Origin of the sequence: Pseudoduganella sp. RAF19, assembly GCF_052114165.1 — a bacterium.
Taxonomy (GTDB): Bacteria; Pseudomonadota; Gammaproteobacteria; order Burkholderiales; family Burkholderiaceae_D; genus Rugamonas.
Map to the genome: position 1 here is coordinate 315,237 of NZ_JBFREF010000008.1, position 15,529 is coordinate 330,765.

Sequence of the window (15,529 nt, forward strand, 5' to 3'; positions counted from 1 at the left end):
CTCAATATTTGATCGCGGGGATTTTCAGGCTGGTAAAGTCGAGCGGTATTTCCCAGGCATATGGGCGTGCCAGCCAGGCAGCCTGATTCTGGAACTTCTTGTGTTTGAGGTAGAAGCGCAGCTCTTCAAGCGTGCCATCGAGTTGGCCCTGAAGCCAGCGGAGATGTTCAGGCGGCGCGTTGGTCGACCCGCGAATCAGATCCGTTACCGCATCGGGCAGGCGATCAACGTCGGCGCGCCAGATGTCGATGGTCTTTCTTAAAAATTCCGCGTTTCGCTCGAACTTGTCGCTGACCTCTGCTGGTGTGAGCAGGGCGCTGGCAGGCTGTCGCGTTTGATCGGTTAATAGCTGATTCTGAAATTGCACGAATTTTTGAAGTGCTCCCGCAATAGGTTGGGCTAACTCGCGCACATTGTGGGCGTGCCATGGGCCTAAGCGGCGTTCGATTTCCGGACCAGCTTCGCCGAGCGCAATCAGCAGCTTATTGAGGCCTTCGACAGTCCTCAGCATTTCCTGTTTCGGGATCTCTGCATCCCATCGGCCAAGTTTCCCGATCATCTGAAACGATGTATCCGCCATCAAGCCAGCCATCTCCCGCATGTGCTTCAAGAGCTGGTCGGCTTCCGACACTTTGTCGTTCAATGCGACCAGCTTTGCTTCGACACCGAGGCCTTTGATCGATTCAAAGCGTGAAAGGCTGGAGAACGCGCACAGGAGCAAGCCCGCAGTGAAAAGCAGGCTGGCCGTCTGAAGGCGGTCATTTGCCGAAAAGTAGATTGCGATTCCGATGCAGGCAAGGCCCAGTGCGCCGAGCAGAAAGTCACGAAACTTGCCTGCCAGCTGAGTCCATTTTTGAAGCGAGACTGCCATGAATTTAGTTCTTTTGTCAGAAAAGCTAAATTTATCATATGGCAAGCAATGCTGTGGATGAAGTCTACCCGCCGGTCACCGGGGGGAAGAAGGCGATTTCGCAGTCGTGAGTCAGCTCGTGTTCGGGGCCGCGCATGCGGAAGTCGACGGAGATGCGTAGCAGGCGTTGCGTGGCAAAAGCTTCCGCCAGTGCGGGATTGCGCTCTGCCAGGCGTTCCTGCAGGTCGGCCAGCGTGATGCGTGGCTCGTCTATTTCAATTGATTCGGTACTGATGCCTGACTGCTCGCGCAGTGCGGCGAAATATCGCACTCTGAACTTCAATTCAACCTCCCACCAAAGACATGCGCACCACGCGGTGCTTGCGCGCGGCCGGGCCGCGTAATTCGGAATAACGGTCGCCGCGCGCTTGCCACAGGGCGCGTACGCGTGAAGCCAACGCACCTTCCTGCTCCTCGCCCAGCCACGGCCGCAAGTCGGTGCCTTGCTGCGCGAACAGGCAGAGATAGACCTTGCCGTCCGCCGCCACGCGAGCGCGCGTACAGTCGCCGCAGAAGGGATGAGACATGCTGGCGATGAAGCCTACGGTGCCCGCACCGTCCGCGTGGTGCCACAGTTCGGCCGTGTCGTGGCCGCGCGGCGCGATGCCGGGCAGCAGTGGCCAGGCTTGCTGCACGATGGCGCGGATGGCGTCCGCCTCCAGCACCTGCGAGGAATTCCAGCGGCTGGCGCCACCCACGTCCATGTATTCGATGAAACGCAGCTGCACGCCGCTGTAGCGGAAATGGCGCACCAGCGGCAGGATCTGGCTGTCGTTCACGCCGCGCTCGATCACGGTGTTGACCTTGACCGGCGCCAGGCCTACGCGCTGCGCCGCCTCAATGCCTTCGAGGATGCGCGCCACGGGAAAGCCGACGCCGTTCATGCGCGCCGCAAGCGCTTCATCCAGGCTGTCCAGGCTGACCGTGATGCGGCGCAGACCTGCGTCCTTCAGCGACTGCGCCTGCTTGGCCAGCAGCGAGCCATTGGTGGTGAGCGCGATATCGAGCGGCTTGCCGCTCACGGTATGCATCGCAGCCAAGTATTCGATCAGCCGTGGCAGATCCTTGCGCAGCAGCGGCTCGCCGCCGGTGATGCGGATTTTCTCCACGCCCAGGCCGACAAACACTTTCGCCAGCCGGGCCAGTTCGTCGAACGACAGGCGCTCGGACGAAGTCATGAAGGGAAAGTCCGGTCCATAACTTTCCTTCGGCATGCAATAGGGGCAGCGGAAGTTGCACTGGTCGATGACAGACAAGCGCAAATCCTTCAGGGGCCGGCCGCGGGTATCGAGAGTATCCATGGCAAAAGGATAGCGCCGGGGCGGGAGAGTACAGCAGCACAGTCACGGCTGCTAACCAGGGGTACAGAAAGAACCCAAGGCGTGAACCAGGTGGCTGCCACGGCGTGGCAGCCACCCGCTTCAGGCTGTGGGTTCAAAAAAAGCTTGCGGCGTGCCAGCAAGCGGAATATAGTAATTGTACCGTTCGGTAAATAATGTCCCAATCAGTACACTTAAGGAGAATTAACATGTCCATCCGTCCGCCCCTGCCACCTTTCACCCGTGAAACCGCTATCGAAAAAGTTCGCCTCGCCGAAAACGGCTGGAACACCCGCGACCCGGAAAAAGTCGCTCTGGCCTATACCGAAGACAGCTGGTGGCGCAACCGCGGCGAGTTCGTCCAGGGCCGCGAAGCCATCGTCGGCTTCCTCAAGCGCAAATGGACGCGTGAACTCGACTACCGCCTGATCAAGGAACTGTGGGCACATGACGGTGCGCGCATTGCCGTGCGCTTTGCCTACGAATACCGCGACGATTCCGGCCAGTGGTATCGTGCTTACGGCAATGAAAACTGGGAGTTCGACGAAAACGGCCTAATGCACCACCGTCACGCCAGCATCAATGAGCATCCAATCAAACAGGAGGATCGCAAGTTCTTCTGGGACAATAGCGGTCCGCGCCCGGCCGATCACCCGGGCCTGAGCGATTTCGGTTTTTAAGGAGTATTCATGGCGAGAGTCATCGCGGAACGGGAAGACGTGATTCCGCTGCTGGCGGAAGTGTTCCGCACCTATGGTTTCGAAGGGGCCAGTCTGGCTCGTATTACTGAAGGAACCAGGTTAGGGAAAGGCAGCATCTATCACTTCTTCCCCGGAGGCAAAGAGGAAATGGCGGCCGTCGTGCTGGAACAGATCGACGGCTGGTTCCACCAGCACGTGTTCGAACCGCTGCGCGACAATGCCGACGCTAAGCAAGGCATCGCCGCCATGTTCGACGAGGTGGGGCGCTATTTCCTGTCCGGCCGCAAAGTGTGCCTGGTGGGGGTGTTCGCCCTGGGCAACGAGCGCGACCGCTTTGCCGAGCGCGTCCGCGATTACTTTGCTGTCTGGATCGATGCGCTGGCAGAGGCACTTGTTCGGGCCGGCCATAGCAGGAAGCAAGCGCACGCATTGGCCGAAGAGGCGGTCGGTGGTATTCAGGGGGCTTTGGTGCTGTCGCGTGCATTCGATCGCACGGAAGTCTTCACTGCAACACTGGATCGACTGCGCGCGCGGCTGCTGCCGGGGCAGTAAGGGGAGATGGCGCCGGTGACTGCGATGCCGGCGCCTGGCATCGTGCGGATTTTTAGTGCACTTGTGAAGCAGTCGAGAGTTCTTTGAGTTCCCTGATGGAGAGCTCGGACTTCTCATGCATACGCAGCAGGATGGTAGCCCCCACTGCCAGCTTTCTGTGACGGATCTTGCTAATGATGGGAGGCTGAACTTCCAGCACACGGCACAACTCCGCATCATTCTTCAGGTGCATCTTCTCGATCAGGGTATCGAGTAGCTTATTCGGAACGAAGCTAGACGGTTCCAATGCTCTGGCCCGGTTCATCGCTTCGATCAATTCCAGTTTCTTTTGCCTGACGCTCATTTGCTCCTCCCTGAAGTTAACTACATGGATAGAAAGGCGAATGCTTGTCTGGCGCCACTGACTCTTGGTTGTCCCTGGCGTGGCGTATCTGTTGTAAATATGACCAAGCAAGTTAATTAAATCATACTACGGTTACAAAATTTTGCGAGGTTTTGTACAAAAAATAATCTGAGTTATTGCTCAGTCGCGTTGACAGCGTTGGATTCCCGTAATCCGGACCTTGTAAGTCTCAGTATGCGGTCAGCCATGGCGGCTGCGGCGGGGGAGTGGGTGACCATGATGGTGCAGGCGCCGCTGGCGCGGATTTCGGTTTGCAGCAGCTGGAGGATGGCGTGGGCGGTGTCCGGATCGAGGTTGCCGGTGGGTTCATCGGCCAGCACCAGGGCTGGCCGATGCACCAGGGCGCGGGCGATGGCCACGCGCTGCATCTCGCCACCGGACAGCTGGTGCGGATAATCGCGCTCGCGGCCTTTCAATCCGACAGCCGCCAGCATGTCGTCGGCCCGCTGCTGCGGCAAGCCGTTCAGCAGCAGGGGCAGGGCCACGTTCTGATGCAAGGTCAGATGCGGCAGCACGTGGAAGGCCTGGAAGATGAAGCCCATACGCTCGCGCCGCAATCTGGTGGCGGCATCGTCGTCCAGCGCGGACATGGCCACGCCGTCGACGATGATGGGCGAGGCCTCGCCGGGATCGGGCTGGTCGAGGCCCGCGATCAGATTCAGCAAAGTGGACTTGCCCACGCCCGAATCGCCCATGATGGCGACGAATTCGCCGGGAGCGAAAGTCCAGTTGACCCGGTCCAGGACCGGATGACCGGAGGCGTAAGTCTTACTGAGGTTGCGCAGTTCGAGCATGGCTTAACGTGTAAGGCCGCGGCGCATGGCAAAGCTCAGCGCATCGACCAGGGCCACCAGCAGCAGCATGGCCAGCACCACGCTGGCGGCGCGCTGCATCTGGAACAGGGACAGGTGGTATTTCAGCATCTGCCCCAGGCCACCCGCGCCCACCACGCCCAGAATGGCCGCGGCGCGGATATTGTTCTCCCAGCGGTACAGCGTGTACGACAGCATCTGCGGCAGGGTTTGCGGCAAGGTCGCATAGAAGAAGGCCGCCATCGGCGAGGCGCCATTGGTGCGCAGGCTTTGTTCCGGCAGTGGCGCTGCGTTTTCCAGCGCATCCGCGAACAGGCGTCCCAGCACGCCGGTGGTGTGCGCGGCCAGTGCCAGCGTGCCGGCGAACGGTCCCAGTCCCGCTGCGATCAGCAGGATGGCGCCCCACACCAGTTCAGGAATCGAGCGCAACACGTTCAGCAAGGCGCGCACTGCTGAACGTGCGGCGCGTCCGAAGCGGCCGGCGCCGGGAATGGCCAGTAGCAGTCCGCCCGCTACAGCCAGCAACGTGCCAAGGGCCGACATGGCCAGCGTTTCGCCTGTGGCGAGAGCGACTTTGCGTACAAAGCCGCTGCCCGATTCGGGCGGGAAGAAGCCGTGGACGAATTCGGCCATGCTGTGCAGTGCATCCGCCGTGAAGAATTCGCCGAACTTCAGCGACAGCGAAGCAAAGCTGGCGATGATCAACGCCACGAGCGCCAGGCCGAACACCAGGCCCGACCAATTGCGCGGCGGTGGAGAAGGCATATGGCTCATCCCAGCCTCCGGCGCAGGTAGCGCGAAATCACATCAGCGATGGCGACCAGCAGAACGAAAATGATCAGCATGGACGAGACTTCGTCGCCCGCCAGCATCTTCATCGATTCGTCCATGCGCTGGCCCAAACCGCCTGCGCCCACGAAGCCCATTACCACTGAGCCGCGAATCGCGCACTCCCAGCGGTACACCGTGTAGGACACGAGTTCAGCCGCCGATTCCGGCAGCGCGCCAAACAGAAACGCGGCCAGCCGGCTGCTGCCGTTCTGCAGCAGCGTGTCGCTGGCATGGCGGTCGGACGATTCGAGAATCTCCGCATACACCTTGCCCAGCATGCCGCAATAGGTGAGGGCGATCGCCAGCACCCCCGCAGTAGGACCGAGGCCGATAATGCGCACGAACAGCAGCGCCCACACCAGTTCGGGGACACTGCGCAACAGGATGAGCAGCCAGCGCACCAGTTGGCGCAATGCGCGCGAGACAAAGGCCATGCGGCCGGTGCCCAGGCGCGAAATGGACAGGCGCTCAGTAACGATCAGGGTGGCGGGAATGGCGCCCAGCATGGCCAGCGTCAGGCCGCTGGTGGCGATGGCGACGGTCTTCCACGTCTCCGTCACCAGCATTTCCAGGAATTCCGCCGAATGGGCCGGCGGCACGAAAGCGGCGAGGAAGTGCAGCGTCGCCTGCAGGCTTTGCATGTCGAACAGAATCGACGGATGGAATTCGCTGGCCACGACCATGGGCCACAACAGCACAATAGCCAGCAAGGTGCACATCACCCGGCCGCGCCAGGCCGGATCGTGGTGCTGCACTACCTGCATGCGCTCACCGCCAGCTTGGAGGACAGGTCCTGCTCGATGAACAGATTGTCCGACGCCTGCTCGCCCTGATACAGCTCGTCGATCATGGCTTGCGTGACTTGCGCACGCGGCAGGTCGAATACGATGCGGCCCTGTTTCAGCGCGACGATGCGCGGGAAGTGGGCCAGTGCCATGTCCACCTGATGCAGATTACACACGAACAGCGCCTTGCGCTCCGTGGCTTCCTGCTGCAAGGTGGTGATGGCTAATTGGGACAAGGCCGGGTCCAGTGCGGACAGCGGTTCGTCGACCAGCAGCACTTCAGCGGACGACAGCAGCAGGCGCGCCAGGCCGCAGCGCTGGCGCTCGCCGCCGGACAGGCGATCGACACGGCTATACAACTTGTCGCCCAGATTGAAACGGGACAGTGCGCGGTAAGCCGCATCCGGATCGGTGGGCTTCACCAGCGACACCAGCGATTGCCACAAGCTCCAATGCGGCAGACGTGCCGCCAGCACGGCCGTCACCACACGCTGGCGCGGCGGCAGCGGCGGCGTCTGCGGCGCCAGGAACAGGCGCGAACGCAGTGCGTGGCGCGCGGCGTCGCCCAGCTGCCAGGGCTCGGCGCCAAACGCTTCAAAGCTGCCCGACTCCGGCTTGTGGGCCAGAGCCAGCAGCGAGAGGAGGGTAGTCTTGCCGGCGCCCGAAGGGCCGATTACTGCCACGTGCTCCGCAGGATCGAAGCGCAGGTTCAAGTCCTGCAGCGCATAGTCCCGCGTGCCGCCGCTGTGGCGCGCCGACAGATTCTGCAGGCGGTACAGCGGCGCGTTATTACCGGATTGCGTCATTGATTACTTCTGCAGCAGGCCTGCATTCTTGGCGGCGGCTTCGATGTTCACGTAGTTCTCGGCCTTGGTTGGAATGAACTTGGTGGCGCGTTGCAGTTCCAGGATGGTTTTGCCTTCAGGCGTGCTGCTGTCCAGGGACAAGAAAGCGTCGGTGATTTTCTTCTTCAGTTCCGCCGGCATGTCGGCACGCACGGACCAGTTGTAGTCGAAGTAAGGCGGGGTGGTGTAGAACACGTGCACCGCGCTGGTGTCCACCTTCTTCTGCTCGACCAGCTTCTCCCACACGGAGATGTTCAGCGCACCGGCATCGACCTTGCCGCCTGCCACCGCAGCCACGGTGGCGTCATGCGCGCCGGAGAAAGCGATGCGTTTCAAGTCGGTGTCCGGATCGATCTTGGCGGCCAGCAGGAAGTGGCGCGGCATCAGGTGGCCGGAGGTCGAGGACTCGGAACCGAAGCTCAGCGTCTTGCCCTTCAGGTCAGCCAGGCTGGTGATGCTCTTCGACGTGGTGACGAACACGGAGCGGAACTTCTCGTCTTCCACGCGCTGCACCAGCGGCACCACATTGCCTTTGCTGCGGTCCTTGGCCTGTACGAAGGTGAAGCCGCCGAACCAGACCATGTCCAGCTTATGGTTGATCAGGCCTTCAACCGAAGCGGCGTAATCGGTCACCGGGGTGAACTCGACCTTCATGTTGAGCTTCTTCTCCAGATACTCGCCCAGCGGTTTGAACTTGCGTTGCAGCTCGGTTGGCGCTTCATCAGGGATGGCGGAAACACGCAGCACTTGCTGCGCCTGGCTATGTGCGGCGGCGAACATCACGCTGGCAGCCAGCAGGGTTTTCAGGGCACGTTTGGGAGAGAAGGTCATTTTAAGGTCCTTATTGTTAGTGGCACGCACGGCAAAGGTACCGCGGCACCTGATCTTGGATATTCAGCTATCATAACAAAAATGTCATCGGAGCTTTTGCTATGACCTTGTCCCGTTCTGCAGCGATCCGCGTGGTTGCGCCCAAAGTGAGCAATGAGCCGGTGGGGAAAGCCCACGGCGATAGCTCGACCATTGCCGAGATCAGTGCGGGCCTGCTGGCGCCGCAAGCATCGGTGTCGCCCAAATACTTCTACGACAGCCTGGGGTCCAAGCTGTTCGAGGCGATTACCGAGTTGCCGGAATATTATCCAACGCGCACCGAAGCCTCGATTTTTGCGCAGCACGCGGCGGACATGGCGACCCATACCGGCCCCGGCATGACCTTGCTCGACCTTGGCGCCGGCAATTGCGCGAAGGCGGCCAGTCTGTTTCCGCTGCTCCAGCCGGCGCATTATGTGCCGATCGATATTTCACGCGATTTTCTCAATGGCGCTGTCGAGCGCCTGCGCGATCGCTTCCCCCAGATTGAAATGACGCCGCTGGCGCTGGACTTGTCCGGTCCCTTCGCCTTGCCGCCGGAAGTGGGGGCCGAGCGCCGCCAGTTTTTCTATCCCGGTTCTTCGATCGGCAACTTCACGCCGCATGAGGCGATCCGCTTCCTGCGCCATGTGCGCGAGAACACCGGCAGTGATGGCGGTCTGCTGATCGGCGTCGACCTGGTCAAGGACCATGCCGTGCTGAACGCGGCCTACGACGATCCGATCGGCGTCACCGGCGCCTTCAACCTGAACATGCTGCGCCACCTGAATCACTTGGCTGGTGCGAATTTCGACGTGACCCTGTGGTGCCACGTGGCCTTCTTCAATGCCGAGGAGAGCCGCATCGAGATGCACGTGGAGGCGCTGGCAGCACACACGGTGCGCTGGTCCGGCGGTGAACGCGAGTTCTCGCGCGGCGAGCGCATTCATACCGAAAACAGCTACAAATACACCATCGAAGGATTCAAGGCCTTGCTGAGCGAGGCCGGCTTCCGTGTGGATGGCGTGTGGACCGATGCAGCGCAATGGTTCGCCGTCATGCACGCCCGCGTAGCGACCGAATAAGAGGGGAATTCCCATGCACATGCACGATGCGGGCCTGTGGTCCGCGCGTTTTCAGACCGTCCGTGCCGCCTCGCTGGCGCTGGCTGAACCACTCTCCGATGAAGACTGTTGTGCGCAATCGATGCCGGACGCGAGTCCCATCAAATGGCATCTGGCGCACACCACCTGGTTCTTCGAGACCTTTATCCTCGAACGCCGTGAAGCCCATTTCAAGCCTTTCCATCCGGCCTTCCGCGTGCTGTTCAATTCCTATTACAACGGCGTGGGCGAGAAGCATCCGCGCCCGCAGCGCGGCTTGCTGACGCGGCCTTCGATGGCTGAGGTACGCGCTTATCGCGCCAATGTCGATGAGCGCATGGCGGTGCTGATCAGCGCCGGCATCGATGCGGAGCTGGCGTCGCTGATTACGTTGGGGTTGCAGCATGAGCAGCAGCACCAGGAACTCATGCTGACCGATGTAAAGCATCTGCTGGCGCAGAATCCGCTGATGCCGGCCTACCGTGCCGACGCCGCGTCCGCGCCTGTGCCAGCGGGGCCAATGGGCTGGCAAGCGTATGAAGGAGGTTTGTCGAACATCGGCTACGGCGGCGACGGCTTCTGCTTTGACAACGAGCTGCCGCGCCACCGTGCATATGTGGCGCCGTTCGAACTGTCCTCGCGGCTGGTGAGCAATGGCGAATACCTGGCCTTCGTGGAAGCGGGCGGATATCGCGATCCGTCGCTATGGCTGGCGGAAGGCTGGGACTGGGTCAACACACAGCGCCTGTCTGCGCCGATTTACTGGCAACCGGTGGACGGCCGCTGGCACGAATTCACCTTGCACGGCCTGGCGCCACTGGATGTCCACGCGCCCGCCACTCATATCTCCATGTTCGAAGCCGACGCCTACGCCCGCTGGGCCGGAGTTCGCCTGCCAACGGAAGCCGAGTGGGAAGTGGCCAGCGCCGACGAAAGCCTGCGCCAGATGTTCGGCCACTGCTGGCAATGGACCAGCAGCAGCTACGCGCCATATCCCGGCTACCGTCCCGCCGAAGGCGCGCTGGGCGAGTACAACGGCAAGTTCATGGTGAACCAGTACGTGCTGCGCGGGTCCTCGCAAGCTACGCCCTCCGGCCACGCCCGCGCCAGCTACCGCAACTTCTTCCCCGCCACCGCACGCTGGCAGTTCACGGGCATCAGGCTGGCGCGCTAAGCCGCGCCGCGCTGCTGGCGTTATTAGCCATGACGCGCCGTTGCTGAGCATCGCCAGCCAGGCGGAACTGGCTGACCAATTGCTCAAGGGAGTCGGCCTGTTCGTGCATGGCCGATGCCGCTGCGGCGGCTTCTTCGACGAGGGCCGCGTTCTGCTGCGTGGTTTCATCCATCTGGGTAATGGCCACGTTGACCTGTTCGATACCGTCGGACTGCTCTGATGTGGCGAGTGTGATCTCGCGCACCACGGCTGTTACGCGCTCGACGGATGCCACCACGTCGTCCATCGTGCTGCCGGCCTGCTGCACCAGGCGCGCGCCGGCGTCCACCTGTTCGACTGAATCGGCGATCAGCGCCTTGATTTCTTTGGCGGCTTCGGCTGAGCGGGCGGCGAGGCTGCGCACTTCGCCCGCCACGACAGCGAAGCCGCGTCCCTGTTCGCCGGCGCGCGCCGCTTCGACGGCGGCGTTCAGGGCGAGCAGATTGGTCTGGAAGGCGATGCCGTCGATAACCGAGATGATGTCCACCACGCGGCGCGAGGAATCGTTGATTGAGCCCATGGTGGCCACGACTTGCGACACCACTTCGCCGCCGCGCTGCGCCACTTCCGAGGCGGAACGCGCCAGTTGATTGGCCTGGCGTGCGTTGTCCGCATTCTGGCGCACGGTGGACGTCAATTCTTCCATCGACGATGCCGTTTCCTCCAGCGCGCTGGCTTGGGTTTCGGTGCGGGAGGAGAGGTCCATATTCCCGCTGGCGATCTGGCTCGATGCCGACGCAATCGCCACCGTGCCATGCCGCACGCGCCCGACGATATTGGACAGGCTGTGGTTCATGTCGCGCAAGGCCTGCAGTAGCTGGCCCGCTTCATCGTGGTGTTGCGCGTGAATGTCGCTGGTCAGATCGCCCGACGCCACGGCGCGCGCCACTTTCAGCGCATGCGAAATCGGCTGCGTGATGGAGCGCGTGACCCACCACGCGCAGGCGGCGCCCATCAGCAAAGCGGAGATGCCCAGGCCGACCATCAGCTGCCGCGCCATTGAAATGTCCTGCATTACGAGGGCGCCGTGTTCCGTGACCAGTTTCGATTGGATGTCGGCCATGCGTTCGACGCTGGTTTGCAGTGCGGTCAAACGCGGCATGGTGTCGGACATGGCCATCTGCGTCGCCTGCTCACGCTGGCCTGCGTCCAGCAAGGCCAGAACCTTGGTGAAGGACTGGACATAGGCCACGCGCTCGCTGCGGATCTGTACCATCAGCACTTTGGCTTCGGGCCGGTAAATCAGCTTCTCCAGCGTATCGAGCGCCTTGCTGATGATGGCTTTGTTGGTATCGAGCTGGCGCTTCAGTTCCGCGGCGTGGGCGGCATCAGCGCTGACCAGCAGCTCCATGACGATGGCGCTGTTGGCGCGTGTGGTGGTGGCGACGGTGGACGCGGCACGTGCCTTGATCCAGTCCTTTTCGATGATGGTGTCGGTCAGATCGCCGATGCTGCTTAGCCGCTGCTGCCCGACGACGATCAACATCGTCATCAGAACGAAGACTACTGCGAAACACAAGCCAAGCCGAATGCCAATCTTCAGGTTCGCTACGCGCATGACGTCCCCCTTTCGCTGATAATTCAGTATAAACAAGCGCCGCTCCATGCTGGCAGCGGCGCTGTTGGGGCAGGGGAGCGGGCTCGCTCCCAGAGTGAAGAAGGCGCTTAGGCGGCTACTTGCGATGAGCTAGCCGACGCTGCGGCCCTGGCCTTCAGCTGACGGTTCACGGCGCTCAGTACGGCCTTGAAGGAGGCGGTGACGATATTGCTGTCGATGCCCGCACCAAACAGGGTAGGGCCGTTATCCAGGCGCAGCTCGACGTAGCAGGCCGCCTTGGCATTGGCGCCGTGGCCGATGGCGTGTTCGTGGTAGTCCATCAGCTTCACGTCCAGACCCAGCGCATCGACGAAGGCGTCGATCGGACCGTTGCCCCCGCCCTGCAGGGACATTGGCGCCTTGTTGTGGACCAGCGAGATATCGATCTGCACCGGCTCATCGCTGCTGGTGTCCTCGACCATCTTGTGCGCGCCGTAAGCGTAAGGCGTGTTCTGAGTCAGGTACTCCTTCTCAAAGATTTCGTAGATGCCGGCGGCGGTGATTTCCAGGCCGGTCTGGTCGGCGACAGCCTGCACGGCGCGGCTGAATTCAATCTGCAGGCGGCGTGGCAGTTCGAGGCCGTAGTCCTGCTCCAGCAGATAGGCCATGCCGCCTTTGCCGGACTGGCTGTTCACGCGGATCACCGCATCGTAGCTGCGGCCCACGTCCTGCGGGTCGATCGGCAGATAGGGGATCTCCCATGGCGCGCCTTCCTGCTGCTTGGCGAAGCCCTTCTTGATCGCATCCTGGTGCGAGCCGGAGAAGGCGGTGAACACCAGATCGCCGACATACGGATGGCGTGGATGCACTGGCAGCTGATTGCACTCTTCGACCACTTTGCGCACGGAGTCGATGTCCGAGAAGTCCAGGCCGGGATGCACGCCCTGCGTGTACAGGTTCAAGGCCAGCGTGACCAGGTCCACGTTGCCGGTACGTTCGCCATTGCCGAACAGGCAGCCTTCCACGCGCTCGGCGCCCGCCATCACGGCCATTTCTGCGGCAGCGATGCCGGTACCGCGGTCGTTATGCGGGTGCACGGAGATGATGATGGAATCGCGGCGCTCCAGCTTGCGCGACATCCATTCGATCTGGTCGGCGTACACGTTCGGGGTGGAGCATTCCACGGTAGCCGGCAGGTTGACGATCATCTTCTTGTTCGGCGTCGGCTGCCAGACGGCGGAGACGGCGTCCACGATGTGCTTGGCAAAGTCCAGCTCCGTGGTGGAGAAGGATTCCGGCGTGTATTCGTAGGTCCAGTCGGTTTCCGGGTGCTGGGCCAAGAGCTCTTTCACCAGCTTGGTGCCGTCGGTCGCGATCTTCGTGATTTCTTCGCGGCTCGCGCCGAACACCACTTTGCGGAACACCGGCGCGGTGGAGTTATACATGTGCACGATGGCGCGCTTGGCGCCGATGCAGGATTCCACGGTGCGGCGAATCAATTCTTCGCGCGCCTGCGTCAGCACGATGATGGTCACGTCGTCCGGAATACGGTTTTCCTCAATCAGCTTGCGCACGAAGTCGAAGTCCGTCTGCGATGCGGAAGGGAAGCCCACTTCGATTTCCTTCAGGCCGACCTTGATCAGCAGATCGAAGAACTTCAGCTTCTTTTCCACGCTCATTGGCTCGATCAGCGCCTGGTTACCATCGCGCAGGTCAGTGCTCATCCAGATTGGCGGCGTGTCGATGGTCTTGTTCGGCCAGGTCCGGTCGTTCGAGTCGATGGTCGGGTAAGGGCGGTATTTCGCAGCTGGGTTCTGCAGCATCATGGCTTGGTACTCCTGTGTTCTTCGAATTCGGGAAAGTTGGACGATGTGGCGATTGGGCTGCCTGATGGGCCACGGGACGCTAGACCAGGCAACCGGTCGGTAGCAGTAGCGGTGGTGCGGGCAGCGGACGATAAGCCTTGGTGGACATCGGTACAAACTTTCCTGGATTTTTTTGAACTTTGCCGGCTTGTGGCCGACGCAGGGTGCAGCAGGGGAAAATCAGGCGCGTGCTAGTAGTAGCGCCTCGGATAGGGCGCTTAGCAGGAAAGCGGATAGGTGCAGATGCGTGAACATGTTGACCAATGTAAGTGAGCCGGTTCCGGGCTGTCAAGGAAATTTTGCAGCGCCGCAAATCGATATATTCGCGCTTTCGGATGCTAGAATACGCCACTGATCGAGGATAAATCGTCTATGGATAAGATTGACCGAGAAATAATCGAGCATTTGCGCGACGATGCGAGGATAAGTTTTAAGGATTTAGGCGAGCGCGTCCGCCTCAGCGCCAACACGGTGGCCGATCGCGTGCGCCGATTGGTGGCGGATGGCGTCGTGCGCGGCTTCGAGGCGAGCATCGATCCCGCCGCGCTCGGGCTGCACCTGCAAGCCTATATCGACGTGAAGCTGAAGGCCGGCACCAATACCCACGAATTCGAGGCCCTGGTGCAAAACATCCCCGGTGTGCTTGAAGTGGCGCTCTTGACGGGTAATTATGACGGCTTGCTGCGCGTGGCCTGCCGCGACCAGGCCCATTTGCTGCGCCTGATCGACGCCCTGCGCGAGGCGGGCGTGCAGGACACCTATAGCCGCGTGATCCTGCACCAGACACCCGTGCGCGCGCCGCTGGCTTGACAAAGGAATCTTGATGCAAAAACTAAATGCAGAATTAAAAAGGCTGTATCCGTCCACGCCTGAGGGCACAACGCGAGTCATCACTTTGACGTTCAAGAAACTGGCCAACGATGGCGACGATGGTCACTGGCAGCGTTTGTGCGCAGTGGCGAACGCCTTACAGGCCGATCTTGGTTTGCCTGCGCCAGCCGTGAGCATCTCCGGTGAGAATGCTTTTGGTCTATGGCTTTCCCTGGAGACGCCAGCGCCCGCGGTGGAAGCAGAGGAATTTGCGCGGCTACTGTGCGCCGACGCTGCAAGCGTGCAGGCCGCACTGCCGCCTGTCCTGAATCCATCCAGTGGCAAGTGGGCGGCGTTTATTCATCCAGGCATGGGCGCTTCGTTTGCTGGCGATGAAGGGTTGGATGTGCAGCCGCCGGAAGCAGGGCAGGTGGGCTTGCTGGAGGGATTGCAAAGCATAGGTGCCTCGCAATTTGCACAGGCATTGGATCAGTTGCGACAGCCCGCAGCCGGCGCTGCGCGGTCGCCAGAAGTGACTGTGGCGGCTGGCGTTGCGCCAGAAGGATTGTTGCTGAAGGATGCGACGCTGGAGGACATCGTCACCTACCTCCATTCGAAAAATATCGAGCCAACGTTCCGCTTCCTATCTCCGCGGAGTGGTTCGTAGCGGTCCCATTGATGCGCCTGAGGGCGCTTCCACCTCTCAGGTTGCCGGCCGCTCGAGATTTAGAGTCGAATCCTTCGGCACCCAACATAACCATGCAGTACGCTAAACGAGAACGTATGCGGTAGTCCGTTCCCGCCCGAGACTGTGTGAAAACATGGCCTCAATGTAAACGAGATGKTTCCTGAAGCGTTATCACTTCAACGCATGCACTCAGGAGGCCGGGATGAAGCGGTATGTCGAGGGAGCAGATCGCAGCCAGTGTATTCTTTTTCCAGAGCAGTTGGACGACTACGTTGGCGAGGATAATATTGTTCGTGTCGTCGATGC

General features: G+C 61.2%; 17 protein-coding genes. 6 read left to right on the plus strand and 11 right to left on the minus strand.

Annotation, left to right across the window (positions count from 1 at the left end; all coding sequences use genetic code 11):
* Position 1 precedes the first annotated feature (1 nt).
* The 3 genes from AB4Z19_RS22410 to moaA form a co-directional block, all read right to left on the minus strand.
* Complete coding sequence (locus AB4Z19_RS22410) at positions 2-871, minus strand: hypothetical protein (RefSeq protein ID WP_442022821.1); 870 nt, start codon at positions 869-871, stop codon at positions 2-4.
* 64 nt (positions 872-935) lie between these two features.
* The gene (locus AB4Z19_RS22415) at positions 936-1,181 is read right to left on the minus strand and encodes a MoaD/ThiS family protein (protein ID WP_442022822.1); all 246 of its coding nucleotides are present in this window, start codon (positions 1,179-1,181) and stop codon (positions 936-938) included.
* Positions 1,182-1,194: 13 nt separating this feature from the next.
* On the minus strand, positions 1,195-2,211 hold the full coding sequence (gene moaA / locus AB4Z19_RS22420; RefSeq protein WP_442022823.1) for a GTP 3',8-cyclase MoaA: 1,017 nt from the start codon (positions 2,209-2,211) through the stop codon (positions 1,195-1,197).
* A gap of 227 nt (positions 2,212-2,438) precedes the next feature.
* On the opposite strand from moaA, the gene AB4Z19_RS22425 reads away from it, so the two are divergent.
* Both AB4Z19_RS22425 and AB4Z19_RS22430 read left to right on the plus strand, forming a co-directional pair.
* Positions 2,439-2,909 carry a nuclear transport factor 2 family protein gene (locus AB4Z19_RS22425; protein ID WP_442036045.1) on the plus strand — a complete coding sequence of 157 codons (471 nt, stop codon included), beginning with the start codon at positions 2,439-2,441 and terminating at the stop codon, positions 2,907-2,909.
* A gap of 9 nt (positions 2,910-2,918) precedes the next feature.
* Positions 2,919-3,482 carry a TetR/AcrR family transcriptional regulator gene (locus AB4Z19_RS22430; RefSeq protein ID WP_442022825.1) on the plus strand — a complete coding sequence of 188 codons (564 nt, stop codon included), beginning with the start codon at positions 2,919-2,921 and terminating at the stop codon, positions 3,480-3,482.
* Positions 3,483-3,534: 52 nt separating this feature from the next.
* Here the strand turns inward: AB4Z19_RS22430 and AB4Z19_RS22435 are convergent, their stop codons facing one another.
* From AB4Z19_RS22435 to AB4Z19_RS22460, 6 genes are all read right to left on the minus strand, one after another.
* The gene (locus AB4Z19_RS22435; RefSeq protein WP_395407214.1) at positions 3,535-3,825 is read right to left on the minus strand and encodes a hypothetical protein; all 291 of its coding nucleotides are present in this window, start codon (positions 3,823-3,825) and stop codon (positions 3,535-3,537) included.
* 173 nt (positions 3,826-3,998) lie between these two features.
* Positions 3,999-4,679, minus strand: a complete 681-nt coding sequence (locus AB4Z19_RS22440) for an ABC transporter ATP-binding protein (protein WP_442022826.1) — start codon at positions 4,677-4,679, stop codon at positions 3,999-4,001.
* Between the two features lie 3 nt (positions 4,680-4,682).
* Positions 4,683-5,471, minus strand: coding sequence for a phosphonate ABC transporter, permease protein PhnE (gene phnE, locus AB4Z19_RS22445; protein ID WP_442022827.1), 789 nt, complete (start codon positions 5,469-5,471; stop codon positions 4,683-4,685).
* Positions 5,468-6,292, minus strand: a complete 825-nt coding sequence (locus tag AB4Z19_RS22450; protein WP_442022828.1) for a PhnE/PtxC family ABC transporter permease — start codon at positions 6,290-6,292, stop codon at positions 5,468-5,470. The genes phnE and AB4Z19_RS22450 overlap by 4 nt, the downstream gene beginning before the upstream one ends.
* Entirely contained in the window at positions 6,283-7,119 is an 837-nt protein-coding gene (locus AB4Z19_RS22455) for a phosphonate ABC transporter ATP-binding protein (RefSeq protein ID WP_442022829.1), read from the minus strand. The genes AB4Z19_RS22450 and AB4Z19_RS22455 overlap by 10 nt, the downstream gene beginning before the upstream one ends.
* A gap of 3 nt (positions 7,120-7,122) precedes the next feature.
* Positions 7,123-7,989: a putative selenate ABC transporter substrate-binding protein gene (locus AB4Z19_RS22460; protein WP_442022830.1), complete on the minus strand. Its 867-nt coding sequence runs from the start codon at positions 7,987-7,989 to the stop codon at positions 7,123-7,125.
* A gap of 101 nt (positions 7,990-8,090) precedes the next feature.
* On the opposite strand from AB4Z19_RS22460, the gene egtD reads away from it, so the two are divergent.
* Positions 8,091-9,092, plus strand: a complete 1,002-nt coding sequence (gene egtD, locus AB4Z19_RS22465) for an L-histidine N(alpha)-methyltransferase (RefSeq protein ID WP_442036047.1) — start codon at positions 8,091-8,093, stop codon at positions 9,090-9,092.
* Positions 9,093-9,105: 13 nt separating this feature from the next.
* On the plus strand, positions 9,106-10,284 hold the full coding sequence (gene egtB, locus AB4Z19_RS22470) for an ergothioneine biosynthesis protein EgtB (RefSeq protein ID WP_442022832.1): 1,179 nt from the start codon (positions 9,106-9,108) through the stop codon (positions 10,282-10,284).
* On the opposite strand, the gene AB4Z19_RS22475 is transcribed toward egtB, so the two are convergent.
* Together AB4Z19_RS22475 and leuA are read right to left on the minus strand one after the other, a co-directional pair.
* Positions 10,268-11,881, minus strand: a complete 1,614-nt coding sequence (locus AB4Z19_RS22475) for a methyl-accepting chemotaxis protein (protein WP_442022833.1) — start codon at positions 11,879-11,881, stop codon at positions 10,268-10,270. The genes egtB and AB4Z19_RS22475 overlap by 17 nt on opposite strands.
* A 107-nt stretch (positions 11,882-11,988) precedes the next feature.
* Positions 11,989-13,686, minus strand: coding sequence for a 2-isopropylmalate synthase (gene leuA, locus AB4Z19_RS22480; protein ID WP_442022834.1), 1,698 nt, complete (start codon positions 13,684-13,686; stop codon positions 11,989-11,991).
* Between the two features lie 411 nt (positions 13,687-14,097).
* Here leuA and AB4Z19_RS22485 point away from each other — a divergent pair, with 411 nt between their 5' ends.
* Positions 14,098-14,535, plus strand: a complete 438-nt coding sequence (locus AB4Z19_RS22485; RefSeq protein ID WP_442022835.1) for an Lrp/AsnC family transcriptional regulator — start codon at positions 14,098-14,100, stop codon at positions 14,533-14,535.
* Between the two features lie 13 nt (positions 14,536-14,548).
* Positions 14,549-15,202, plus strand: a complete 654-nt coding sequence (locus AB4Z19_RS22490) for a hypothetical protein (RefSeq protein ID WP_442022836.1) — start codon at positions 14,549-14,551, stop codon at positions 15,200-15,202.
* Positions 15,203-15,529: the final 327 nt, after the last annotated feature.